The 24,046-nt window shown below is 46.6% G+C and carries 24 protein-coding genes, 1 tRNA gene and 1 rRNA gene; 20 read left to right on the forward strand and 6 right to left on the reverse strand.

Features of this window, described 5'->3' with window-relative positions; all coding sequences use genetic code 11:
• Positions 1 to 136 precede the first annotated feature (136 nt).
• Positions 137 to 250, forward strand: a 5S ribosomal RNA gene (rrf, locus tag BM334_RS12020).
• Between the two features lie 160 nt (positions 251 to 410).
• Here the strand turns inward: rrf and BM334_RS12025 are convergent.
• Positions 411 to 3,833 carry a translocation/assembly module TamB domain-containing protein gene (locus BM334_RS12025; RefSeq protein ID WP_092842043.1) on the reverse strand — a complete coding sequence of 1,141 codons (3,423 nt, stop codon included), beginning with the start codon at positions 3,831 to 3,833 and terminating at the stop codon, positions 411 to 413.
• Positions 3,830 to 5,620, reverse strand: coding sequence for an autotransporter assembly complex protein TamA (locus BM334_RS12030; protein ID WP_177215094.1), 1,791 nt, complete (start codon positions 5,618 to 5,620; stop codon positions 3,830 to 3,832). Before BM334_RS12030 ends, BM334_RS12025 begins: the two co-directional genes overlap by 4 nt.
• A 147-nt stretch (positions 5,621 to 5,767) precedes the next feature.
• Between BM334_RS12030 and BM334_RS12035 the strand changes: the two genes are divergently transcribed.
• The 3 genes from BM334_RS12035 to rimI all read left to right on the forward strand — a co-directional run bounded on the left by BM334_RS12035 (position 5,768) and on the right by rimI (position 6,725).
• Positions 5,768 to 5,844 (forward strand) — tRNA-Trp (locus BM334_RS12035).
• Between the two features lie 48 nt (positions 5,845 to 5,892).
• Positions 5,893 to 6,249 carry a hypothetical protein gene (locus tag BM334_RS12040; protein ID WP_092842047.1) on the forward strand — a complete coding sequence of 119 codons (357 nt, stop codon included), beginning with the start codon at positions 5,893 to 5,895 and terminating at the stop codon, positions 6,247 to 6,249.
• A gap of 17 nt (positions 6,250 to 6,266) precedes the next feature.
• Positions 6,267 to 6,725, forward strand: coding sequence for a ribosomal protein S18-alanine N-acetyltransferase (gene rimI / locus BM334_RS12045; RefSeq protein WP_092842049.1), 459 nt, complete (start codon positions 6,267 to 6,269; stop codon positions 6,723 to 6,725).
• Here the strand turns inward: rimI and BM334_RS12050 are convergent.
• Both BM334_RS12050 and BM334_RS12055 read right to left on the reverse strand, forming a co-directional pair.
• Positions 6,722 to 7,039 carry an ArsR/SmtB family transcription factor gene (locus BM334_RS12050; protein WP_092842051.1) on the reverse strand — a complete coding sequence of 106 codons (318 nt, stop codon included), beginning with the start codon at positions 7,037 to 7,039 and terminating at the stop codon, positions 6,722 to 6,724. The two genes, rimI and BM334_RS12050, sit on opposite strands and share 4 nt — an antisense overlap.
• Positions 7,040 to 7,054: 15 nt before the next feature.
• Positions 7,055 to 7,270 (reverse strand): YgaP family membrane protein, encoded by a 216-nt coding sequence (locus BM334_RS12055; RefSeq protein WP_092842053.1) that lies wholly within the window; start codon positions 7,268 to 7,270, stop codon positions 7,055 to 7,057.
• 110 nt (positions 7,271 to 7,380) lie between these two features.
• On the opposite strand from BM334_RS12055, the gene BM334_RS12060 reads away from it, so the two are divergent.
• The 11 genes from BM334_RS12060 (at position 7,381) to BM334_RS12110 (ending at position 17,608) form a co-directional block, all read left to right on the forward strand.
• Entirely contained in the window at positions 7,381 to 7,869 is a 489-nt protein-coding gene (locus BM334_RS12060; protein ID WP_338052173.1) for a cytidine deaminase, read from the forward strand.
• 1 nt (position 7,870) lies between these two features.
• Positions 7,871 to 8,638: a deoxyribose-phosphate aldolase gene (deoC, locus tag BM334_RS12065; RefSeq protein WP_092842057.1), complete on the forward strand. Its 768-nt coding sequence runs from the start codon at positions 7,871 to 7,873 to the stop codon at positions 8,636 to 8,638.
• Positions 8,638 to 9,969, forward strand: coding sequence for a thymidine phosphorylase (gene deoA, locus BM334_RS12070; protein WP_092842059.1), 1,332 nt, complete (start codon positions 8,638 to 8,640; stop codon positions 9,967 to 9,969). The genes deoC and deoA overlap by 1 nt, the downstream gene beginning before the upstream one ends.
• Positions 9,970 to 9,980: 11 nt before the next feature.
• Entirely contained in the window at positions 9,981 to 11,201 is a 1,221-nt protein-coding gene (locus BM334_RS12075) for a phosphopentomutase (protein WP_092842061.1), read from the forward strand.
• A 6-nt stretch (positions 11,202 to 11,207) separates the two neighbouring features.
• The gene (gene deoD, locus BM334_RS12080) at positions 11,208 to 11,912 is read left to right on the forward strand and encodes a purine-nucleoside phosphorylase (RefSeq protein ID WP_092842063.1); all 705 of its coding nucleotides are present in this window, start codon (positions 11,208 to 11,210) and stop codon (positions 11,910 to 11,912) included.
• 181 nt (positions 11,913 to 12,093) lie between these two features.
• Entirely contained in the window at positions 12,094 to 12,489 is a 396-nt protein-coding gene (locus BM334_RS12085) for a c-type cytochrome (protein WP_092842065.1), read from the forward strand.
• Between the two features lie 35 nt (positions 12,490 to 12,524).
• Positions 12,525 to 13,673 (forward strand): multicopper oxidase domain-containing protein, encoded by a 1,149-nt coding sequence (locus BM334_RS12090; RefSeq protein ID WP_092842068.1) that lies wholly within the window; start codon positions 12,525 to 12,527, stop codon positions 13,671 to 13,673.
• A gap of 16 nt (positions 13,674 to 13,689) precedes the next feature.
• Positions 13,690 to 14,427, forward strand: coding sequence for a formylglycine-generating enzyme family protein (locus BM334_RS12095; protein ID WP_241971000.1), 738 nt, complete (start codon positions 13,690 to 13,692; stop codon positions 14,425 to 14,427).
• Positions 14,427 to 15,068 (forward strand): SCO family protein, encoded by a 642-nt coding sequence (locus BM334_RS12100; RefSeq protein ID WP_256209463.1) that lies wholly within the window; start codon positions 14,427 to 14,429, stop codon positions 15,066 to 15,068. Before BM334_RS12095 ends, BM334_RS12100 begins: the two co-directional genes overlap by 1 nt.
• A 129-nt stretch (positions 15,069 to 15,197) precedes the next feature.
• Positions 15,198 to 16,793 (forward strand): peptide chain release factor 3, encoded by a 1,596-nt coding sequence (gene prfC / locus BM334_RS12105; protein ID WP_092842073.1) that lies wholly within the window; start codon positions 15,198 to 15,200, stop codon positions 16,791 to 16,793.
• A 41-nt stretch (positions 16,794 to 16,834) separates the two neighbouring features.
• Positions 16,835 to 17,608: a TatD family hydrolase gene (locus BM334_RS12110; protein ID WP_092842075.1), complete on the forward strand. Its 774-nt coding sequence runs from the start codon at positions 16,835 to 16,837 to the stop codon at positions 17,606 to 17,608.
• On the opposite strand, the gene BM334_RS12115 is transcribed toward BM334_RS12110, so the two are convergent.
• Positions 17,591 to 18,163 carry a hypothetical protein gene (locus BM334_RS12115; RefSeq protein ID WP_092842077.1) on the reverse strand — a complete coding sequence of 191 codons (573 nt, stop codon included), beginning with the start codon at positions 18,161 to 18,163 and terminating at the stop codon, positions 17,591 to 17,593. The genes BM334_RS12110 and BM334_RS12115 overlap by 18 nt on opposite strands.
• A gap of 130 nt (positions 18,164 to 18,293) precedes the next feature.
• On the opposite strand from BM334_RS12115, the gene serB reads away from it, so the two are divergent.
• Genes serB through BM334_RS12135 form a run of 5 tightly spaced genes read left to right on the forward strand, consistent with a single transcriptional unit; the run spans position 18,294 to position 22,733 of the window.
• The gene (gene serB / locus BM334_RS12120) at positions 18,294 to 18,959 is read left to right on the forward strand and encodes a phosphoserine phosphatase SerB (protein WP_092842079.1); all 666 of its coding nucleotides are present in this window, start codon (positions 18,294 to 18,296) and stop codon (positions 18,957 to 18,959) included.
• Positions 18,952 to 20,313, forward strand: coding sequence for a DNA repair protein RadA (radA, locus tag BM334_RS12125; protein WP_092842081.1), 1,362 nt, complete (start codon positions 18,952 to 18,954; stop codon positions 20,311 to 20,313). Before serB ends, radA begins: the two co-directional genes overlap by 8 nt.
• A 50-nt stretch (positions 20,314 to 20,363) precedes the next feature.
• Positions 20,364 to 21,044, forward strand: a complete 681-nt coding sequence (locus BM334_RS12700) for a substrate-binding domain-containing protein (RefSeq protein ID WP_157981892.1) — start codon at positions 20,364 to 20,366, stop codon at positions 21,042 to 21,044.
• On the forward strand, positions 21,041 to 21,994 hold the full coding sequence (locus BM334_RS12130) for a FecCD family ABC transporter permease (protein WP_157981891.1): 954 nt from the start codon (positions 21,041 to 21,043) through the stop codon (positions 21,992 to 21,994). Before BM334_RS12700 ends, BM334_RS12130 begins: the two co-directional genes overlap by 4 nt.
• Positions 21,987 to 22,733, forward strand: a complete 747-nt coding sequence (locus tag BM334_RS12135; RefSeq protein ID WP_092842085.1) for an ABC transporter ATP-binding protein — start codon at positions 21,987 to 21,989, stop codon at positions 22,731 to 22,733. The genes BM334_RS12130 and BM334_RS12135 overlap by 8 nt, the downstream gene beginning before the upstream one ends.
• Here the strand turns inward: BM334_RS12135 and BM334_RS12140 are convergent.
• Positions 22,730 to 24,046 carry a S41 family peptidase gene (locus BM334_RS12140; protein WP_092842087.1) on the reverse strand — a complete coding sequence of 439 codons (1,317 nt, stop codon included), beginning with the start codon at positions 24,044 to 24,046 and terminating at the stop codon, positions 22,730 to 22,732. The two genes, BM334_RS12135 and BM334_RS12140, sit on opposite strands and share 4 nt — an antisense overlap.

The raw sequence follows: 24,046 nt of genomic DNA on the forward strand, positions 1-24,046 counted from the left end.
AGCTTTTATTAAAATGGATGCTACGTCAGACGTAGCCCGGCGTTACACGCCGGGGAGCGATGCTCCAATCATGTAGAGTGGTCATCATTACCTTATACAGAATACAATCAGCCTTCATATTGTTTAACAGTTTATGCCTGGCGGCCATAGCGAAGTGGAACCACCTGATCCATTCCGAACTCAGCAGTGAAACGCTTCAGCGCCGATGGTAGTGTGGGAGTTCCCATGTGAGAGTAGGACACCGCCAGGCTTTAATTACGACGAGACCCCGAGCTAACGCTCGGGGTTTTTTCGTTTTGGGAAAGCCAAAAGCGTGATTCGTCCGCTGCGCTGCTCGCTAATATCCAATATCTAATAGCTAATATCGCCTTTGCTCTTCGTTAATATCGCTCTCGCTCTTCGCCCTTAATTTACTTCTCGATAGTGTAAAAGATGTCGCCACCTTGAGCCTCACCACTAGCCGTGGTCTCAATAATAAAATGCTCAGACAGCAAATAACGAATTAGGAAAGTATTGGTATTTTCAAATAATCCGACACCATATTTAACGTAAAGCTTAGGCGAAAGGTACTTACCGACATAAAACGACGTATCATTGGGATTCATGGTTGAATCAATACCGAACTCGTCGAAACCGAAGGTCTCTTGTAAGGACTCGCCTAACATGTCTGTTCCTTTGGAACCGAGTAGTATCAACGCCTGCAGTTGCAAATTCTCGTTGCCGCCAGTGGTATTGCCAGAGCCTCTACCTAATATCAGGTAAGAAAGTATTTCGCTATCGGGCATCGCTGGTGTTGAATACAGACGAAAATCAGGCTCTTGTAAGGTGCCACTTACTTGAGCACCGACAGTGATGTTCTCTGTTGTCATCATGTTTTCTTTGGCACGAGATACCCGTAAATCAAGCCCAGGATTATTTACTGGCCCACCGCTATAAATAAGCGAGCCACGATCGATCTCTAAGCGCTGGCCATAGAGTTCATAAAAACCTTTTTGTACCTGAATACTACCTGCGGCCGTTAAGGCGCGATTGGGCGCCTCGTTAACGCGAATATTCCCACTTAATTGGCCGTCGAAACCAAAAGCTTTAACTTTGACATTTTCTCCTAACTTCACGCGAACGTTTGCGAATAATGGATAAATACTAGCGGGATCGGCTTCAACGCGTTCACCGTCTTCATAGATTCGCACGTCGCTTGATGGTGTGGTGGCTGTGCTTTCAATTTCGGGTTGGTCAATGATAGCCGTTGGGATATCAATTTCGCCCGTTATATCTATGCGTTTATTCGCAAGTTTAATATCAATATCTGGGCTGACATCAAGCGTTACAGTCGGTAATTGTATCGCTCTAAATTGATCACCTTGTATCTTGATATCTAAGGCGGGCATTAAAGGCTGTATATTGCCTTTTATGCTAATCCACCCATCACCGGATTCGGCCTGCCCATTCAAAGTAATTGTATCGTTTGAAGCTGAGTTGTCGAAGGCTGCAATGCGCACGTTTGAAAGCACAAGCCCAGTTTGTGCAAAACCAACTTCTTGTGCGGCCAACTCGACTGAGCCGACTATTTGTGGATCGGTTTTCGTACCGCTAATGGTGATAGCACCGACGGCTTGCGCATTTTCGTAACGCAAATCGGGTAATACCCATTGCAGCACCGTGAGATCTTCTACATCGAGTAATATTTCACCATCGAGCACAGCTTGTTTAAATGGATCATCGATGGATATTTCGCCAAGCAAGGTACCTTTTTGATTTTCAAGCTGTGCTATTAAAGCAGCATCAACATTTTGCTGATTACCACTCCAATCAATTTCCCAATATTGAAACCGAGTGCTAACTTCTTCGTCTAGAGCAAACAAAATAGTGCGTTCACTGTGCAACCTGCCTTCTGTACTGACCAAGTCGAAAGTTGATGCATCATAACTAAGTTGAGCATTTAAGTTTGCCAAGCCCCAAATTCGTTCGGCAACGGTTGCGTTGCGAAACCGATTTATCAGCGACAACGGTAGCCCGGTACCGGTTATGGTTGTTGTTTGTATGCCACTTTCGTTGGTCGTGTCGGCGCATATCTCGGCTGTCGTTCTCCGGCTGTTTGCGGCGATACAAACATCAGTTGCGGAAAACGCCATAGGCGTAGCGACTGGAACAATGAAGCTTCCTGCGCCTTTGTTTTGCCAGTCTCCAAAGTCTGGATGATTGATATGAAGCTCAGTTAAGGCAATACTAAGATTTTGATCAAGTGCGCCAGTAAGTGCGAATTTTACTGTCGCGCTGCCAACCACGTAACTTCCCAGTTTTAGCGCGTCAAGCTGCGGCACTGCGAGGGAGACAACAAGCGGATCGTCATTTTGCATCGAGCCGTCAAGTTCAAGAGAATTATCAGTCCAGTTTAACTGAAAGCCCGTTGCAGCAAGGCGTTGGTTGTTATAGGCAATTTGGCCTCGAGCAGACACAGGCTCAGTAGAGTAGGCGTTTAATTCAGGTATTGATGCCACAAGCTCAGTAATTGTTGCTTCCATGGCCAAACCATCAGACCAGCCTATAGTGGCATTGAACTCTGCATTGACCGATTCAGACATGATCGTGAGATCATCAATAGTGACCTGATCTAAGTTGCCTGTCCCAGTGCTTGAAATAGAGAGGTCTGTGTAGTGATCAAAGTCTGCGACCATATCCAATTGGTGGGCGAACTGCGATAAGTCGCCGTTGGCTTGAAACGAGAGGGTATTGAACGCTGCAACTCTTCCCGTCAAGCTATCGGGTAACTCTATGTTCTCGGCCACCAATGTTACATTTACTTGTGCTTTATCGGGCGCTGTTAAAGCGCCTAAATAATTTGTTACGGTGCCGCTGACAACCAACATTCCTCGCTGAGTGTCGTTTAAGTGAGCCGACAAACGCTCTACTACCACCTGGTTTTGATCGAGGGTCAATTCTGCCATCACTGTTGTTTGTGATAAAAAGCTGTTCCAAGGGCTATTTTGCGGAAAAACAAGACCGAGTAATGGAGCGATTTTAAAGTTAGTTAATTGTGCTTGAGCTAGCCACTTAGGTTGGCTCAATAGGTCTTTAACATCAACACTAATGCGCTGCTCCTGGGTGTCGTTGTTGATTTGGAACTCGGAAGTTAACTCCAGTGCTTTGGTATCACCGCTAATATTGGCGGTACCTATTACTTCGCCAATATCGGCTTGCGACAATGCATTTGATACTCGCCAACTTGCATTTAACTGCAGTGGAAATAGCCCAGCAGTTGTGATATTCCCCTTAGCTGAAATTTCGCTTTCTTTATAAGTTAACTGCAGACGTTGAATGTCGAGTTGCTGCTCAAACCAAGTTAGTTTGAGATTCAAGTCGGGTAGTTGCTGTCTTACGACTTGGCTATTGTTTTGTGCGGAAATAAGACTAACGTGGCGCGTTCTTAATTGCTCAATCTGTAATTCAATGGGGAGAGAGAGCTCAGGTAAGATGAACGGTGAGTCTTCGTTTTCAGAGTTAGAAGATGCTGGCAGCCAAATATTAACCTGCTCAGCGCCTACTTTTTTTAATATTAATTTGTCATCTAAAAGGGCTGCGGGATGCCATGCTAACTCAATGTAACCACTTTCTATGCGCAAGGTCTGGTTGCTAATTTTTACGTCATTGATACGTAACTCGGAAATCAAATTTCCGCCTATATCGCTGTAACTTAATTCATAGTCGGTAAATTTTATGGCTTGATTGATTAACCAAACGGAACCAGTAGTAGTGGCCACCAAAGCAAATAGAAGGCTTGGAATAAGCACAAACAGTGAGACAATGGTCCAGGCCAGGTATTTAACAAACTTCATAAGTCAGGGCCTATGGTTAAATGCAGTCGCCATGGGTTACTTGGTTCATCAAGCGCCATTGCTAAGTCTAAACGAACAGGGCCAATGGGTGAAATCCAACGAACACCGAAGCCAGCGCTTTGCTTCAAGCGCTCGTTCCAGTCCATCATGCTGTTACCAATATCGGTGAAAAGTGCAATACGCCAATTTGATTTGATGGCGTAATCGAGCTCAACTGAGCTAGCCGTCATATAACGTCCACCCACAACAACCCCTTCATCATTGGTAGGGCCTAGTTGCTGATACGCATAGCCACGCACACTATGATCGCCGCCGGCAAAGAAACGCAGCGTCGGCCCCAACTCCTCAAAGTTATCGGCGCGCAAAGCTCCGACCTCTGAACGAACTAAAATACGCCACTGATCACTCAAACGGTGAACCCACTTGGCACTTAATTTCACTGATGCAAAGGTAGTCTCTGATAATGCACTATCGTGACCGCCTTGCAACATAATTGAAAGACGATAACCATCATCGGTGATATTTCGGTTCGCCTCTAAACTAGAGCTTTCAATTAAGCTCCACTGCACCGAAGGAATCAAAAAGCTTGAGCTTTCGCTAGGGTCGCTACCGAATGAGAAGTCTTCACGCTGATAGGCCAATTGGTAGGTGCGATGCCAGCGGTCGTAATGACGTAAGTCACTTACGGATGTTTTATAAAGCGTCGAACGTTGCTCTTCATAGGATCGATCGGTAATTTCTCCATTAAAACTATAAACATCTCGTGCTGGGTCATTGCCAGGAATTTGGTAGCTAACAAAACCGGTGTTTTGAACTTCGGACAAGCGAACAACACTACTTAGTTTATGTCCTCGGTCATTGACCCAGCGTCGATCAAAGCCCATCGTTACCCGAGCGCCGGTGTCGGTTCCGTAGCCGAGACCAAACTGATAGCGGTTGCGTTTATTCGGTTCCAATCGAACATCTATAGGCACCTGATTATTGTTGGTTTGATCCCACAGGGGGGAAACCTCGACATGGCTGAAATAGTCGCTACTGGCAAGATCAACTTGTAAATCAAGCAGTTTTCGAGTGCTAAACGGTTCGCCACTTTGATGATCGAGAAATCGATTAAGCAGCTTATTTGAAATAAATGCGCAGCAAAATATGGTGTCGCCAAACAGATAGCGCTCGGCAGAGTCAAACATCAGTGTTACATTTGCAAGCTGCTGGTCACGCAGCACGTCAATGTGTTGCGCGGTGAATTTCGCGTCATAGTAACCACGTTCGGCTGCAAGATTTCTTAGCGCGCCCTTTAGCGCTTCGTAATCTTGATGGCGTAGTGGCCTACCTTTTTGTAACTTGTGATTGCGCAGTAGCTTATCGAAATCGGCGTCGTATTGAGCGCCCCCAAGCAATGTGATGTCCACTTGATTATAAGTCGTTACGGGGCCTGGGTTGACTTGGTATTTAACCGTCCATGTATCCTCTGTTTCTATAATTTTGTGGGTAACATCGCTGTTGTAGAAACCGTAAGGTTGCAAGGCCGTTTTAATTTCTTGTTCACCTTGTTGCGCTAGATAGCGCACTCGGATAACAGACGGAACTGTTTCTTCCACAAGAGCAGCAACAGTGAGGTAATTATAGGCATTTGTTGAGTACGGCTCAGCAAGCCCTTCAATGACGACTGCAAGTTTGGCATCGCTGGTCTGCCATGAGGACTGAGCATAGGCAGACGGTGCTGCTATTAGTGCTAAACCACTAAACGCCAGCAAAAATAGAGCAAAACTGCGGCCAACTACACTCATGAATTTCCTTTCAAATAAGTACATTGAAAACAACAGTATAACACTGTGGTTTTAATAGAGTGGTGAAAAATGCCGCAGTCAGTGTGTCGAAGTGCATAAATCACTTGCCACCTTAGTTGTGGCCAGTATAATTCAGACCTTAATTGCAGGGGTGTAGTTCCAATTGGTAGAACAGCGGTCTCCAAAACCGACGGTTGGGGGTTCGAATCCCTCCACCCCTGCCACTATTCAAAATACTTCCTTATTCGCAGCCGTTCAGATAGGCTAAGCGCATGAACAAAAGCGACACACCTTTATTTAATACGAGTCAACAGCGAGCATTAGCAGCGTTGGGTTTACCCTTGTGGCAAAAGCGCACGAACGATGCTAGTCAAGCAACAGCCGAAAGTTGCTACCGCCTTGGGCACTGGTTAATCATTGTGTCGCAACCGCTAGCAGTGAGTAAGCCGCAATGGTTGTCTGATTTGGCATTGGTATTGGACACTCCGTTGGCTTCGCTTGCCGAAATATCCTCACGACAAAAAGCCGACTGGCCATCGCAACAACAATTACACGTTCACATCGACAGCACTGGAATGATTGAAGCACAGTGTAAACGCGATTTGTGGCAGCGTATTTTGGGGCATTGACAACACTTGGTACAGTGATGAGTACAGTTAAAATTGTGCAGTTATCCAATTGGCATGAACAAATTGCCATGATTGAAAACACTGCAGCGGTAGTACCTTGGTCTCGCAATAATTTGCGTTCTTGTTTCAATGCTGGTTATCAGAATTTTGGGGCCATGACAGCTGACGGCAACATTGTTGGTTTTATTATTGTGCAGCAATATTTGCGCGACGAATGGACAATTATGGATGTGGCGGTTGCCCCGAGTTTCCAGCGACAGGGTATTGGTAACGATTTGGTTAGGCAGGTAACCGCGGCCGCAGACTTAGCGCAAGCTGAGATTATTTTAGAGGTGCGCGAGTCAAACCAGGCAGCACAGCAGTTGTATGATCGAGCGGGGTTTAACCAAATTGGTAAACGCAAAGAATACTATCCGAACTCCGATGGCAGCCGAGAAGCGGCTATTGTGATGAGCAGAAAGCCGCAGTCAATTTAATCGCAATAGGTTGGACAGAACTTGGCTCGTAACAACTGCATAAACCGCATCGTGTCTGGGTCTTGAATAGAATAATAAATAGTTTGTGCTTCTTTGCGAAACTTAACCAAACCTTGTTCGCGCAGTACTGCTAAATGTTGTGAGAATGCTGATGCGCTGAGTGGGAAGAATTGGTTGAGTTGACCAACGCTCTTTTCACCGCCGGCTAAATGACACAAAATTTGTAAGCGGTGTTCATTCGCAATAGAACGAAGGAACATAGCCGCATTTTTTGCTTCTTCAGCATTTAGTTCAGCTTCTATCAGCATACTCATAACTTTCTCTCTTTATTATTTCTGTTGCGCAAGTTCTCGTTCAGTTTTCAGCTTGAATACTTTTTTCATAAACAGGCTAGCTGGGCAGAAACCAGTAAAAGACTGTTGGAATAAATTAGCACCAACAAATACTGTTAACCATACCCAGTTAGGATGAACCCATACAGTTAAGGCGACAGATAATAACACCATAAAGCCCGCGAAGGCAGTCAAAGCTTTTTCGACACTCATAATGAACCCCTTACTTTAGAAGATGCTAAAGTATGATAGCTCTAGATTGGCTGCACGCAAAGTGATCTTTATCATTATTTAAGAATATACCGAAATAACTCCCCCTTTTGGTGTACTTGGATTTAAGCGCCGATCGGGGTAAGCTTTACTGCCATACACAACAAACTTTTAATATGAGCGAATTCAATTCAAATCTGCAAACGGCTAAACAGCTTGCAATCAAAGCAGCAGCGCAGGCGTACGCTCCTTATAGTCGATTTAAAGTCGGTGCTGTTCTTACCTTAAAAAACGGCGACACCATTAGTGGCTGTAATGTTGAAAATGTATCTTATGGCTTATCAAATTGTGCCGAGCGAACGGCCTTATTTAGCGCGATCGCGCAAGGTGTCGACTTAACAGAAATTGCGCAGGTAACTATCTACACGCCAAGTGACGAGGTTTATTCGCCGTGCGGAGCATGCCGACAAGTTATGGCGGAATTTTTAAGCGCTGAAACGCCAGTAATATCTACCAGCAACGGCGGTGAGCAACACTGGACGGTAAGCTCGCTACTGCCTCACGCATTTCATTTTGATATCGAAAATTATCGAGCTGATTAATATGACAGAACTTGATGCAGCGAAATATGCTATTCGCTTTATGGACTTAACGTCGCTAAATAATGACGACACGCCAAGTAAAATTACTCAGCTTTGTGAGCTCGCTAAAACACCTTACGGAAACACGGCCGCCGTGTGTGTATTCCCTGAAATGGTGGTTTGGGCCAAGCTTGAGCTAGCCAGGTTACAGTTGGCGCACGTTAAAGTAGCGACGGTGACGAACTTCCCTGCCGGCAACGAAGATATTACGCGGGCCGCCGAAGAAACTGCACGAGCAGTTGCGGCTGGGGCCGATGAAGTGGATGTGGTTTTCCCATGGCGCGCTTTCAAGGCAGGCAACACTGCTGTTGGGCATGAATTGGTGTCCGCATGTAAACAAGCCTGCGGTGATCAGGCAATACTGAAAGTTATTATTGAAAGTGGTGAGCTAGCAACTCCAGAGTTGATCACTGCGGCCAGTAATATTGCTATCAGCGCCGGAGCCGATTTCATTAAAACGTCGACCGGTAAAGTACCCGTCAATGCAACCTTAGAAGCAGCTGAGTTAATGCTTAATTGTATCAAGCAAAGCGGCAGCGCTTGTGGATTTAAAGCTGCAGGTGGCGTACGCACCGCCAGTGATGCTCAAGCTTATTTGGAGCTTGCAGAGTCAATCATGGGGAGCAACTGGCTGACCGCGGAAAATTTCCGTTTTGGCGCCAGTAGTTTACTCAAGAATTTAACGGACACGCTTGCTGGTAAGCAAGCGCATGCACAGGATGGCTATTAATGTATTTACCACAAGAAATTATTCGAATTAAACGTGACGGCGGTGAGTTAAGCGCCGACCAAATTAATTATTTTGTTAAAGGGTTAACGGCCGGTAGTATTTCTGAAAGCCAAATATCCGCGTTAGCTATGGCTGTGTTTTTTCAAGGTATGTCAGCCGATGAACGCGTTGCTCTCACGCTAGCCATGCGTGACTCAGGTACGGTGTTGTCATGGCAGCACATGAATCTTGACGGCCCAGTGCTTGATAAACACTCTACCGGCGGCGTCGGTGATGTCGTTAGCTTAATGCTTGGACCAATTATTGCCGCCTGTGGTGGCTATGTGCCTATGATTTCTGGGCGTGGCCTGGGGCATACCGGCGGTACGCTAGATAAAATGGATTCGATACCTGGTTATCAAACCATGCCGAGCTTGGACGATTTTCGCCGCGTGGTAAAAAGTACTGGGGTGGCTATCATTGGCCAAACCGGCGATTTAGCACCTGCCGATAAACGTTTTTACGCAACCCGTGATATTACCGCGACGGTGGAATCCGTCCCCCTAATTACCGCCTCTATATTGTCGAAGAAGTTGGCCGCTGGGCTTGATGGTTTGGTGCTCGACGTAAAAGTAGGTAACGGCGCCATGATGCAAAGCACAGAGCGCGCAGATGAGTTAGCCAAGAGCTTAGTTACCGTTGCCAATGGGGCAGGGTTAAACACCAGCGCAATACTAACAGACATGAATGAGGCACTTGCCGTTTCAGCAGGAAACGCAGTTGAAGTGCGTGAAGCGATTCGTTACTTGATCGGCGAGTTTAGAGCCCCGCGTTTGCACGAAGTAACTGTTGCTCTAGCCGCAGAAATGTTGGTTTTGGGTCAACTTGCAAATACCACTGAAGCTGCTGTAGCTCAGGTTGAGCAGGCCCTCGCAAGTGGCGCCGCGGCAGAGCGTTTTGCGCAAATGGTTCGTGAATTAGGCGGACCAAGCGATATGTTGACGAATTACGCCACGCATTTGCCACTCGCCACCGTTGCAAAACCAGTATTTGCAGAGCAACCAGGCATTGTCAGCAGCATCGATACGCGGGCTGTGGGTATGGCTGTTGTTGCACTAGGCGGAGGCCGTCAGCGCAGCTCTGATAAGCTCGATTATAGTGTTGGGTTAGATGGGATTGCTGGTCTCGGCGCTAAAGTGGATGAGCAGACACCTCTGGCCATGATTTATGCCAACAGCGAAGAAAGCTGGCAGCATGCGGCACAGCGTCTGAAACAAGCCTTTCACATTGGCGAGCGTGTGTCTGAACAGCATCCTGTTATTTACAAGCATATTCGCGAAGCGACTGCGTAAGGAGTTAACTCATGGCCCGTGCAATAGTTGTTGTGCTTGATTCATTTGGTATTGGCGCCGCTGCCGACGCCGATAAATTTGGTGACGAAGGCGCAGACACCTTTGGACATATCGCTGCTGCGGCCGCGAATGGTGATGCAGACAATAATCGTAGTGGGCCGTTAATGATTCCAAACCTGCTTGAGTTGGGTCTAGGTGAGGCCTATTACGGTGCAACTGGGGAGCAGCCTGCAGGCATAGCCCCCGCGGCAGAAGTAACAGGTCGATTTGGTTGGGCACAAGAAATGTCGTCTGGCAAAGATACCCCTTCAGGTCATTGGGAAATGGCCGGTGTACCGGTATTGTTTGATTGGGGATACTTTTTAGAGCCGCAGCATTCGTTTCCTGAAGAATTGCTGAGCAAAATCGTGGAAAAAGCCCAGCTGCCCGGTTATTTAGGCAATTGCCATGCATCGGGCACCACAATTATTGCACAGCTCGGTCAAGAGCACATGACGACCGGAAAGCCGATATTCTATACATCGGCAGACTCGGTATTTCAAATTGCCTGTCATGAAGACTCCTTTGGCTTAGATAATCTTTACGAACTGTGCGAAATAGCACGCGAGTTACTCGAGCCATACAATATTGGTCGTGTTATTGCACGCCCGTTCATTGGCGACAGCGCAGATAATTTTAAGCGCACTGGCAACCGCCGCGATTACGCAATACCACCACCTTCGCCGACGGTATTAGATAAATTAAAAGCCGCTGGCGGTGAAGTCATTAGCATTGGAAAAATTGCAGACATATTTGCTCATCAAGGTATTACGCAAAAGTATAAAGCGACGGGAATACCCGCTTTGGTGGATGAAACCATTCACCAAATGCAACAAGCACCTGAGCGAAGCATTATTTTTACCAACTTGGTCGACTTTGATAGTGAGTATGGGCATCGTCGAGACGTCAGTGGTTATGCCGCAGCACTGGAGTTGTTTGATCAATTGTTGCCGAAGCTCAAAGCAGCGATGCGCGATGATGATATGCTTATTCTTACCGCTGACCACGGCTGTGACCCAACTTGGCCGGGTAGTGATCACACCCGTGAATATGTGCCTGTTTTAGCATATGGACACACCATTCAGCCTGGGTCTATGGGGCGGCGCGAAACATTTGCCGATATCGGCCAAACCATAGCGAGCTGGCTGCAATTGCCGGCTATGGACTACGGAACATCATTTTTAACTGAGTAAAAATAAATGACCACACCTCATATAGCTGCAGAGCAAGGTGCATTTGCACCGTTATGCTTGTTGCCAGGCGACCCGCTGCGGGCGAAATTTATTGCTGATAACTTCCTTGACGATGCCGAATGTGTCACCTCAGTTCGCAATATGTTTGGGTTTACAGGCACATATAAAGGTAAAGCAGTCTCAGTTATGGGTACCGGAATGGGTATACCGTCATGTTCGATTTATGCGACCGAGCTTGTGCGTCATTATGGGGTTAAACAGCTCGTGCGTGTTGGTAGCTGCGGCGCAGTGCAACCGCAAACCAATCTGCACGACATTATATTGGCACAAGGCGCGTGCACTGATTCAAACGTTAATCGACAACGCTTTCGCGGATTTGATTTTGCCGCCATTGCTGACTTTGATTTGCTGCGTAAGCTTGTCAATGAAGCCGAGCGGCAAGCAATTAATACCCAAGTGGGTAATGTTTTTTCCGCTGATTTGTTCTATCAGCCTGACCCCACGGTTCTAGAGACGTTTAAACGCTATGGCATTCTTGGGGTAGAAATGGAAGCCGCAGGGCTTTACGCGGTTGCCGCAGAGCACGGCGTGTCAGCGCTTACGGTATTAACGGTGTCCGATCATATTGAGCGTGGTGAAGCGATGGACGCAGAAGAGCGCCAGACAGGCTTTAGTCGCATGGTTAAGCTAACCCTTGATGCCTTAGTATAATTGTTACTCACTCGCTGTTTTTAATAAGTTTTTCTAATTCATACCAACGTAAACCACCGACAGTGATAGAGGTCTAACCTAAAAGGGGTAGACCTCGTTTACTCCTTCATATCAATAGTAATAAAGCCCCGTTTCGCTAATCTATACACATCAGATTACGACACCGAAAAGGGGTATCACCATGACTAACGTTAATAAATTTAAATCAGGCTTAGTAGCAAGTGCAGTCGCAGCCATTGCTGTGTTTTCTGGCGCTGCCAACGCAGATGCAGGCGCTTCTGTTTATCAAAAGAACTGCATGGCTTGTCACCAAGCTGCTGGCCAAGGTATGGCTGGCGTTTTCCCTCCGCTTGCTGGCAACAGCAACATTACTGATAAGCCTGCTTATATTGCTGAAACTATCGTAAAGGGTAAATCAGGCAAGGTTGTGGTTAATGGTGCTGAATACAACGGCATGATGCCCCCGATGGCTTATATGAGCGATGCTGACATTGCTGCAGTGGTTGCATTCGTTAACAAAAATTTCGCTGGTGGTAGCAAAACTATCTCCGCTGAAGAAGTTAAATCAGTTCGTTAATTACCAATTAAATTCGAGATGTTTGGAGAATTATTATGAAAAGCTTTGTAAAAACTGCACTTGCTAGCGCTTTATTAGTTTCTTTTGCCGGTTGCACTGGCGTTGTTGATGCCAACGTACCTTTAAAGCACGATAGCGAATACGTTATTGATGGCAAAATTTACGGCATGCCAAAAGCAAAAATTTACCGCGATGAATACAACGGCCCAGCGGTTGTTGGCGACTACGTCACTATGGTTCCGCACTTAGCTGAACTTGACTACGAAGGTAACAAAGAACACGAAGTACGCATGGACGTATTCTCACAAAACGTAGAAGTAGCACCTGGTGTTAGCTACAACGCATGGACTTTTGGTGGCAGCGTACCAGGCCCTGTGCTTCACGTGCGTGAAGGTGACCGCGTTGTGTTCAAAATGAAGAACCGTTCAACTGAGGAAGTGGTTATCACTAAACCATTTAAAGGTGCTGCGCCTTACTACAACCAAGTAGCGACCAATCAGTTACAAAAACACAAGCCAGTTGTTGCGCCTATGCCACACTCAATGGACTTCCATAGCGGCACCGTAGCAGCTAATGACAAATGGGCAACTATCGCACCAGGCGAAACTATCGAGTTTGAATGGATTGCAAACTATGCCGGTACTTACATGTATCACTGCGGTACTTCAAGCGTGTTGATGCACACTGCGATGGGGCAATACGGTGCGGTTGTGGTATCACCTAAAGAAGGTTACCCAACTGACGATCAAGTTGACCAAGAGTACGTGATCGTTCAATCAGAGTTGTATCTTGAGCAAATGGGTGACAGCTATATCTATGACCACTCAGCAGCTTTAGCACGTGACCCAAGCCACGTTGTATTCAATGGCCATGTTTCTTCGCTAAGCGAGAACCCGTTGAAAGCAAACGAAGGTGACCGCGTACGTATTCACTTCTTGAATGCTGGCCCTTCAGGTACTTCAAGCTTCCACGTTATCGGCGCAATTTTCGATATGGTATGGGCTGAAGGTGACCCACGTAACACTTGGTACGGCATGCAAACAGTACTTCTGGGCGCAAGCAGCAGTGCAACTGTTGAGTTCATCGTACCAGAAGAAGGCGTGTACAAGTTGGTTGACCATGAGTTTGCTGATGCAGAACGTGGTGCAGCTGGCGCATTGTATGCTGGCCCTCGTAAAAAATAATAGAGGCGGGTGAATCATGACTAAGTGGCTGAGTGTTTTTGGGTTTATTGCGGTAGCAGCAAGTGCCGAACCAGTGTTGGTAACCGGCGGTAAGTATACGCCTGCTATCTTGCTGGACGAGTCTGTGCAAAGCCTTGTTATGGAAGACTTTAAACTCGATGCAACACCAGTCACTTATGCCCAGTACCTCGAATTTGTTAAGGCAAACCCAAAATGGCAGCGCGCTCATGCTGCTGCCATTTTCCATGACGGCAATTATTTAATCAGCTGGCCTGGTAATACTGAAATACCGAAAGGCTACGCTGAACGCGCTGTTACTGAAGTTTCTTGGTTTGCAGCACGGGCATATTGCAGTGCAAAAGGTGGTCGATTGCCAACTCTCGACGAGTGGGAATATGCATCAAGCCAGTATCTGCAACAGCAACAATTGTCTGATCAAGCCTATGCCCAAATGTTATTTGGTCGACATAGCAATCCAACAGCTTATAGCCAACAACCATTGGACGTTAACAGCAAAGCGCTTGCTCACATGCATAACCGAGTTAACGAATGGGTTGAAGATTTCCAGTTGATGTTAACCTCTGGTGACAACAACGATATTTTATCGAGTTCTTGTGGTGATAGCGCGCGCTTTATGGCGGACTTTGGCGATGCCAGTTACGCTACTTTCTTTCGCTATCAATCGCGCAGTAACTACCGCGCCCAAAGCACAACAAGCACTTTGGGCTTCCGTTGTGCCTATGATATGGAGTAATGACTATGAAACCGCTCATGATTGCAATTGCAGCCGCTAGCTTGGTATTTGGTTCAGCGATGGCGCAAGATCACAGCCATCATCATAACCATAAAGATCACACTACACTTGGTGCCGCACAAGTAAGCCAAGAAGACTCGATTTATCATTTGGACGGTGAGTGGCAAACCCATACAGGCGAAACTATTCAGTTGGCCGAGTTGCAAGGCCAACCCGTGTTGGTGTCTATGATTTATGGCAGCTGCACCACTGCGTGCCCAGTTCTTGTCAACGATGCGCGGCGGGTCTATCAAGCGTTACCTGAAGCCTATCGTAAACACGTGAAATTACTGATGGTCAGTTTTGACCAAGACCGTGATACTCCTGCTGCATTGGCTGAATATGCTAACAAATATGGCCTAGGTGAAAATGTCTGGTTATTCTTGCACGGTCAAGACGATAATATTCGCGCATTAGCCACACTGCTTGGCGTGCGTTATCGTAAACGCGCTGACGGTGACTTTGATCACAGTAATCTAGTGACTGTCCTTGATACAAAGGGCCGCATCGTGCAACGCACTGAAGGTTTGAACCGTCCAGTTGATGAAGCTGTGGCGGCATTAATGAAGGTTATTGATGATAATCATTTAATGCATCACTAATAGAACATCAGTATCTGCATGGTTCTAACTAGTTAGTACATAGTAAACATATAAAAGTGGCGCGAATTCGGTTAGAATTCACGCCACTTTTCGTTCATTCTGTGATTATTTAAGAGAAAGAGTTTACACATGTCAGATTTGGCCAAATCAATTGCAAAAGAAGTCGCAAAACGTCGCACTTTTGCAATCATCTCGCACCCCGATGCCGGTAAAACAACAATTACCGAAAAAGTACTTTTGCACGGTCAAAAATTACAAAAAGCCGGCACTGTAAAAGGCAAAAAGTCGGGGCAGCACGCTAAATCTGACTGGATGGAAATGGAAAAAGAGCGCGGTATCTCCGTAACCACCTCGGTCATGCAGTTTCCATATCATGATGCGCTGGTCAACTTACTCGATACCCCTGGGCATGAAGATTTCTCGGAAGATACCTATCGCACACTTACGGCTGTTGATTCATGCTTGATGGTGATAGACGGCGCTAAAGGTGTCGAAGATAGAACCATTAAGCTGATGGAAGTAACGCGCCTGCGCGACACGCCGATCATTACCTTTATGAACAAGCTCGACCGTGACATTCGTGATCCATTGGAGTTGCTTGACGAAGTTGAAAATGTTCTCAATATTATGTGTGCGCCAATCACCTGGCCAATTGGTTCAGGTAAGAACTTCAAAGGCGTGTATCACTTGCTGAATGACGAAGTTATTTTCTATAAAACAGGTCAAGGCCACCGTATTCAAGAAGTCGACGTTATTAAAGGGTTAGATAGCGCTGAACTTGATGCGCGAATTGGCGACTATGCCGATGAGTTGCGAATGCAAATTGAATTGGTGAAAGGGGCTTCTAATAGTTTTGACAAAGAGTTGTTTTTGGCCGGCGAGTTAACGCCCGTATACTTTGGTACGGCATTAGGGAATTTCGGTGTTGATCATATGCTTGATGGATTGGTGGATTGGGCGCCAACACCGTTGGCGCGTGAAACCGATGACGGCAAAGAAATTCCGGCAACCCATCCGAGCTTTTCTGGGTTTGTATTCAAAATTCAGGCGAATATGGATCCGAAACACCGCGACCGTGTGGCCTTCATGCGTATTGTGTCAGGTAAATACGAGAAGGGCATGAAAATGCACCAAGTACGTATTGGCAAAGATGTCCGTATTGCTGATGCGTTAACGTTCTTAGCTGGTGACCGTGAGCATGTTGAAGAAGCTTACCCCGGCGATATTATTGGTTTACATAACCACGGAACTATCCAAATAGGTGATACTTTCACCGGTGGTGAACCGTTTAAATTCAGCGGAATTCCAAACTTTGCACCGGAGTTGTTTCGTCGTATTCGCCTCAAAGACCCACTGAAGCAAAAGCAGTTATTAAAAGGCTTAGTACAGTTGTCTGAAGAGGGTGCCGTACAAGTGTTTCGCCCGCTTAGCAACAATGACTTAATTGTTGGTGCTGTTGGGGTACTGCAATTTGATGTGGTTGTGCACCGACTGAAGTCGGAATATAACGTGGATGCTGTTTACGAAAACATCAACGTTGCCACGGCACGCTGGGTTAGCTGTCATGACGCGAAAAAATTGGATGAGTTTCGCCGTAAGGCTGAATCCAACTTGGCCTTAGACGGTGGCGATAACCTGACATATATTGCACCTACTATGGTTAACTTGAGTTTAGCGACCGAGCGTTATCCGGATATTGTGTTTAGCCACACGCGCGAGCACTAATCACCCGTTAGGCAGCAACTGAGATCGCAAAGAGGGGCGCCATGAAATTATTTGATAGCCATTGTCATCTTGATTTCAGCGCCTTTGATGCTGACCGACAAACCGTTGTAGCGAAAGCTTGTCAGCGTAACATTCGCGCTCTATTTGTACCTGGTGTTACGCGCTCGCAATCGCAACAGAATAAATGGTTGGCAGATTGCGACGGTGTTGATGTTATTCGCGGCTTTGGGCTTCACCCCTATTTTATCGCTCAGCATAGTCATGATGACTTGCAGTGGCTCGAATCACAATTACAGCAAAATGCTCACGCATTGGTTGGTGAGATTGGGTTGGACGCCAGCTGTTCGAATTACGACTATCAATATCACTTGTTTTGCCAGCAAGTCGAGCTAGCCGCAGAGTATCGTCGCCCCGTTATTCTTCACCATCGCCGTACTCAACCTGAACTATTGCGGGTCATTAAATCAATGCGGAACAAGCTTCCAGATATGCCGGGTGTTATTCATGCGTTTAGCGGTAGTGCAGAGCAGGCTAACGAGTGGGTTTCGCTAGGTTTTATGTTAGGTGTGGGCGGCACAATTACTTATGAGCGAGCTAAGAAAACACGAGCAGCCATTGCGCAGGCAAGCTTACAGCATTTAGTGTTAGAAACAGATGCGCCAGATATGCCTATCGCCGGCTTTCAAGGTCGACGAAACGAGCCTTGCCAGCTAGACAAAACATTTAATCAACTAGCACAGTTAAGAACAGAATCGACAACTGAGTTAGCGTTACAGATTTGGCAAAATAGCTGTCGATTATTCTACCGGAGTTAAGCGCTTGTAGCGCCAGCGATTGAAAGTGATAGCCAAAAATATACCCGCTATGGCAGCGAAGCCGAGTAAAAACTGGCCATAGAATGTTAAGTACGCATGCGTTTTTATGGGTTGGGCAAGAACCAGTGACTCGTCAACTGTGATATTTAAATAACCGAGCACGCGTCCCTCTAACTTGATCTCTTCAACCAGCACCAAAGCCTGCTCAAGCGAGTCGGTATCTAACTTTGCCGAAGACTCGACCACCATTTGGCCATAGCGATTAAATATTTGTGTATAGGCGAAGAAGTCTTGTTGCTGCAATCGATCAACTAGAGTTTGTAGGTTTGCGGAGTCGTTGATATCTAACCAGTGGCTAGCTTCGGCTGCGGCTTGTTCCGTTGTTAAATTAAGCAACTTATGACTGTATGACTGAAACTCTTGTAGACTAGTGGTGTGCATTGCCCCCCAAAACTGTTCAATGAGAATAATGAGCAGCACGGCCAATAGCAACCGGCGCCCGCGTCGATAGACAAGCTTGAACAGAGTGTTAACATGGGGTGCAGATGTATTCATGGGCTCAATATACGTTGTTAAGCCTATATTTCGCAACCATCTTTAATAACAATGTGTAACATCAAATATAAAAGCCAGTTACATGCGCTGCATGTCATTCATCAATTTATTGGTTAGGGACAAAACATCGATGCTAGATTTTAACCAACCTGGTTTGGCTGTGTTTGATATGGACTCAACGTTAATAAGCATCGAGTGCATTGATGAAATAGCTGCTCTTGTAGGTAAAAAAGACGAAGTTAGTGCTGTCACTGAGCGAGCCATGCGCGGAGAGCTTGATTTTGCGCAAAGTTTAACGCAGCGAGTGGCCCTGTTAGAAGGTATTTCGAAAGCCCAATTGCAGCAGTTATTTAACCCGATTCCCTTTACCACGGGGGCCGAGGATTTTATTCGATGGTTGCACCAACATGGCTGGAAAACAGCAGTCGTGTCAGGAGGTTTTACCTGGTTTACTAACCAAGTAAAAAACCAACTGCAGTTAAATTTCGCCCATGCTAACTGTTTGAGTTGGAAAAATAATAAACTAACAGGAAGTGTTTCACAGCCAATTGTTGATGCGCAATCGAAAGCCAATTATTTGAAAATGTGGGCCGATCAATTACAAATCCCGCTGCAGCAAACCTTAGCGGTGGGTGACGGCGCGAATGATATACCCATGCTCGATGCTGCTGGTTTTGGCGTAGCGTTTTGTGCCAAACCGGCAGTGCAAGAACATGCAAATATTTCAATTGATGAACCCAACCTAATGGCAATAGCAGATTTTTTTGAAGCGCAGGTAGTTGATAACCATGGCTAAAGTTAAAACGGCATACGTATGCAATGATTGTGGCGCTGATTTTGCGCGTTGGTTAGGCCAATGCCCAGAGTGCAAGGCGTGGAATACTATTACCGAGATACGACTTGGAACTGCAAAATCCGCGGTGGTAGAGCGCCGTGGCTATGCGGGCGCAACGCAAGCCAAAGTGCAAACGTTGAATGAAGTGAACTTGGAAGAGCTACCTCGATTTAGTAGTAGTTTTGCGGAGTTTGACCGAGTGCTCGGCGGTGGCATTGTGCCTGGCTCAGCGATCTTAATCGGTGGGTCACCGGGGGCCGGTAAAAGTACGCTCCTGTTGCAAACCATGTGTCGGCTCGCAGAATCCATGAACGTGTTGTATGTGACTGGAGAAGAGTCATTGCAACAGGTGGCTCTGCGTGCCCAGCGGCTGAACTTGCCGACCAATAAATTACGTATGCTGGCTGAAACATCGGTAGAAACCATCTGTAATTTGGCTGATCGCGAGCATCCTAAGGTGATGGTAATCGATTCGATTCAGGTGATGCATTTGGCTGATATTCAATCAGCGCCGGGTAGCGTTTCTCAAGTGCGTGAATGTGCTGCGTTTTTGACTCGCTACGCCAAGCAAAATGGCGTGGCTATTGTTATGGTCGGTCATGTGACCAAAGATGGGTCGTTAGCCGGGCCTAAAGTACTGGAACACTGTATCGACTGCTCAATTCTACTTGAAGGTGACACTGACTCGCGGTTCCGCACGTTACGGGGCCACAAAAATCGTTTCGGGCCAGCCAACGAACTTGGCGTGTTTGCGATGACAGGGCAAGGGCTTAAAGAAGTTACGAACCCGTCAGCAATATTTTTACAGCGCGCAGAAAAACACGGCAGTGGTTCAGTGGTTATGGTTATTTGGGAAGGTACACGACCATTACTGGTTGAACTGCAAGCGCTTGTTGATGCAAGCCAGCTTGCCAACCCGCGACGTGTGGCGGTGGGCATGGAAACCACGCGGCTAGCTATGCTGCTGGCGGTGCTGCATCGCCATGGTGGGTTACATATGTCCGACCAAGATGTATTCGTTAACGTGGTGGGCGGCGTGCGCGTTATGGAAACTGGCGCCGATTTGGCTTTGTTGTTGGCAATTGTGTCGAGTTTTCGCGAGCAAGCGTTGCCGCGTGAGCTAATTGTGTTCGGTGAAGTTGGATTATCTGGTGAGATTAGGCCAGTGCAAAATGGTCAAGCACGTTTACATGAAGCTGCAAAACACGGGTTTACGCGAGCTATTGTACCGATTGCAAATAAGCCGAAAGAGACAATTGATGGCATGCAGATAATTGGTGTAAAAAGTTTGCAGGAGGCGTTGGACGCGCTGTGAACCTTGTGTCATTCGGAGTAAGCGTTCTCCTGCTTTGCATTTTTAGCAACGTGCAGGCTGCTACACGTATTGCTTCGTTAAATCCTTGCTTTGATGATTGGGTGCCGCAGTGGCTTCCGAGTGAGCATCAGTTTATACCAAGCACGCAGCATGGTAACCGATTAGAGCGTTTGCTAGCGTTGCAACCCGATGTAATTCTTTATGGTACCTATACCAATCGACGCTTGGTCACTGAACTCAATAAAACCGCTATGGCTGTCGAAGTTGCAGAGCCGAATAGTTGGCTGCAATGGCAGGCTACGTTAAATAATTTAGGTTCTGAACTACAAATGCAGGTACCGTTGCAACAATGGGCTGAGCGGCAGACGCGTCAGATAAAAGCGATAACGGTGACCGACAAATCAATCATTTTCGTCATGCCTAACCAGTACACCTGGGGTGGTGCAAGTTTTGCAGTCGATTTACTACGTGTCTTTGGTGCACATGTCGTAGTTTTAGAAGAAAATGCAGTACTGCATCAGCTAAGGTTAGAGGAGCTAATTCATTTGCAACCGCAACGTGTTGTCGTTGATGGGTTTTCTAGTGATTATGCCAGAGCGAATGAATGGCTCTGGCACAACGCTTTGCAACCTTGGTTAAGTCAACGTCAGCTTCGCCATGTTTCAAGCACTGTAAGTGGCTGTCCGGCACAGCAAGCGGCTACATATTTCGAAAGGGCCGCGAGTTTATGAAATGGATATTGGCTACCTTTATTGCGTTGCTTGCTGTGTTATGGCACATAGGCAGTGGCGGTGATCGTTGGTCGCTCATTCCAGATACGCCACTTGAAAGCTATATACTGCAGCAAATTCGGCTGCCACGTTTAGTCTTAGCGGCTTGTAATGGAATGGCGCTTGGCGTTGCTGGTGCAGTGTTGCAGCTCATGTTACGTAATCCGCTAGCCGAGCCTGGAATTACAGGCATTTCAGGTGGTGCCGCGGTAGCAACTGTACTGGCGCTGTATCTAGGTCAGTTTGATCCGGTAAGCCTAGGGTTGCCGTTTATCGGCATGCTTGGTGGATTATTTGCATTGCTGTGTCTTTGGGTATTTGCAGGGCGCTATCCGCAAGGGGTTCGAATTATTCTGGTCGGCGTTGCCTTAGCGGCAATTTTCGGTGCCATTATTGCTGTCGTATTAAACTTAGCGCCAAACCCTTTTGCCTTTCAAGAATGGGCGTTGTGGTTGATGGGTTCGGTCGCTAATAGGGGTTGGCCATATGTCTGGTTAGTATTGCCGGCCATTTTTGTAAGTGGACTCATATTGTGGTGGCAGCGACGTTTCATACAAGTTCAGGTGTTTGACGAGCAGGTTGTCGAAACTATGGGGTTTGAGACATCACGCAGTAAATTTATGTTACTTCTTGCGGTTGCGTTGTTAACTTCTGTGTCGGTTGTTAGTGCTGGAATTGTCGGCTTTATTGGTTTGGTTGCGCCACATTTAATTCGTCTCTTGGGAATTCGACAACCTCTATCTATTATTGCCGGTAGCGCATTGGGAGGGGCCGTTTTACTCGTTGCCGTAGATGCGTTGGTTAAAAGTCTGAACACCCGTGTAGAATTGCAATTGGGAGTTGTTATTGCATTAATAGGTGCGCCTTGGCTGTTAGTGTTGTTGGTTCGCCAACGGAGGCAGCATGCTTAAATTTGTCGATGTAACCATAGCAAACCGATTAACGTCTTTGTCAGTTAGCATACCCACTGGGAAATTAGTTGGCGTAGTAGGCCCAAATGGAGCGGGTAAATCAACCTTGCTAAAAACTATCGCCGGGCTTACCCATATCGAACATGGGCGGGTTGAATATGAGCAGACTGATTTGCGCAGCTACTCAGCCGATAAGCGCCGACAATTGCTAAGTTATCTGCCACAGTTTTCTCAATTTAATGAACCTGTTACGGTGGGAAATTTGCTGCAGCTTAGTCAAATGAATATTCGCGCGTCATCAGCTGATCTTGCTTGTTGGCAGCAAAACGCCATGGAAAACTTTGAACTAGGTAATCTTCAATGCCGTCCCATTACTGAGCTTTCCGGTGGCGAACAACGGCGTGTCGCCATTGCGTGTATGGCAACCTGTCAGCGTCCGTTGATGTTGCTTGATGAGCCGGTTTCAGGGCTTGATTTATATTATCAACTATTGACCATGGACTGGCTTAAAACTTGCGTGAAAAAAGGCGCCACAGTTGTCATTGCAATTCATGACTTAGCTCTAGCGGCGCAGTACTGTGATCAATTATTGATGCTCAACAACGGCAAAGCAGTTGCCTTTGGTTGTCCAAATGACGTGCTAAGCGACACTAACTTGGCACATACTTTTCAAGTTAGTGTCGATTGGTTATGCAATGAAAATGGCGTCGCCATGTTGGCTAACCGGCTTAACGGCTAATGCTCTGAGCGCCACAGTTCAGCAAGGTTCTTCGGTTTGAAATCAGCGTCAGAAGCCTGCGGATGTTGGCTTGTAGTCATGCCGTCTGAAACAACTCCAACTGGCTGACATTGGTTATAAACCATATGATAAGCCGCTGCTTGTAGCATTGGATCATCTGGCGATGCCCAGTCGCCAACCAACTGATCAGTGGCTGAACAGTTCGGTGCTAAGCCATCAAAATAGCGACCTTGATCAAGTGCGTTGACGGTTTCGAAATTAACAACGAAAGTACGCTTGTCGCACAAACGCTCAGGTATCTGACCAACTGGCTTGCCGCAAGTAGGCTCGCCAATTACAACAACCTCGACAAAGGGATCAAGTGAGTTAATTAGCAGCTCAGATGATGAACAGCTCGATGCTGTGGTTAATATATACACACGCTCTAAATTGAGTTGGCGAACGCCTTCATATAGCTGAAATTGCTCAATAAAGTTCATATCGGTGTTGTTACTATTAAACAAGTATTTTGCGAATACTTCGCCAATAACATGATTGCCAGTGGCTTGCGTTGCGGCCTGGTTGGCGTAGCGAGTTAATCCACCCGTGTTATAACGCACATCAATGATAAGCTCATCAACTCCAGTAAATTGATTATATGCATTGTTTAAATCACTTCCAGTACGGTTAATAAAGGTGTTGAGCACATAGTAACCCACGTCTCGGCCATCTACATTAAGTACCTCGGCAGCCAACACAGTGTTGGTTTCAACGAGCTCTTTACTCACTGCTTCGGTATAGCTCATACCCTGTCTATCACGCCAAGTTAGCTCAAGTGTCAAACCAACTGTGGCCGCACCCAATGCTTCATTGTAACGGCCCTGCTGAATAAGTGTCTGAACCGACTCACCATTAATGTGTGTGAGTTCATCGGAGCGCTTTATGCCCGCCAAATCAGCGGGGGAATTAGCATAAACGTAATTGATAAATACTTGGTTGCCTACTTGGCGTGAGCTAAATCCAAATCCAACATACTCCGCATTGACGTAGCGGCTTTGGTATTCGTCCTCGGTGAGAATAAAGCTAAATCGGTCTTCTGGTACTACTAACGCTTCAAGTAACTGGTAAACATTAGAATAATTACCTGGACTAACGTTACTTGGCATATCGTCGTTCCAGAAATAATTGTCATTCATGTAGTTATAAAATTGGTTGAGTTCATCGGCTGTGCTGCATTGGCCAAGCAATGGCGGCGTAGGGTCATCACTATTGCACCCAGCAAGTAATAGACTTGTGCTAACCACAGATATTGCAAACTTCTGAATTGATTTCAT

The organism is Pseudidiomarina donghaiensis (assembly GCF_900116895.1).
Taxonomy (GTDB): Bacteria; Pseudomonadota; Gammaproteobacteria; order Enterobacterales; family Alteromonadaceae; genus Pseudidiomarina; species Pseudidiomarina donghaiensis.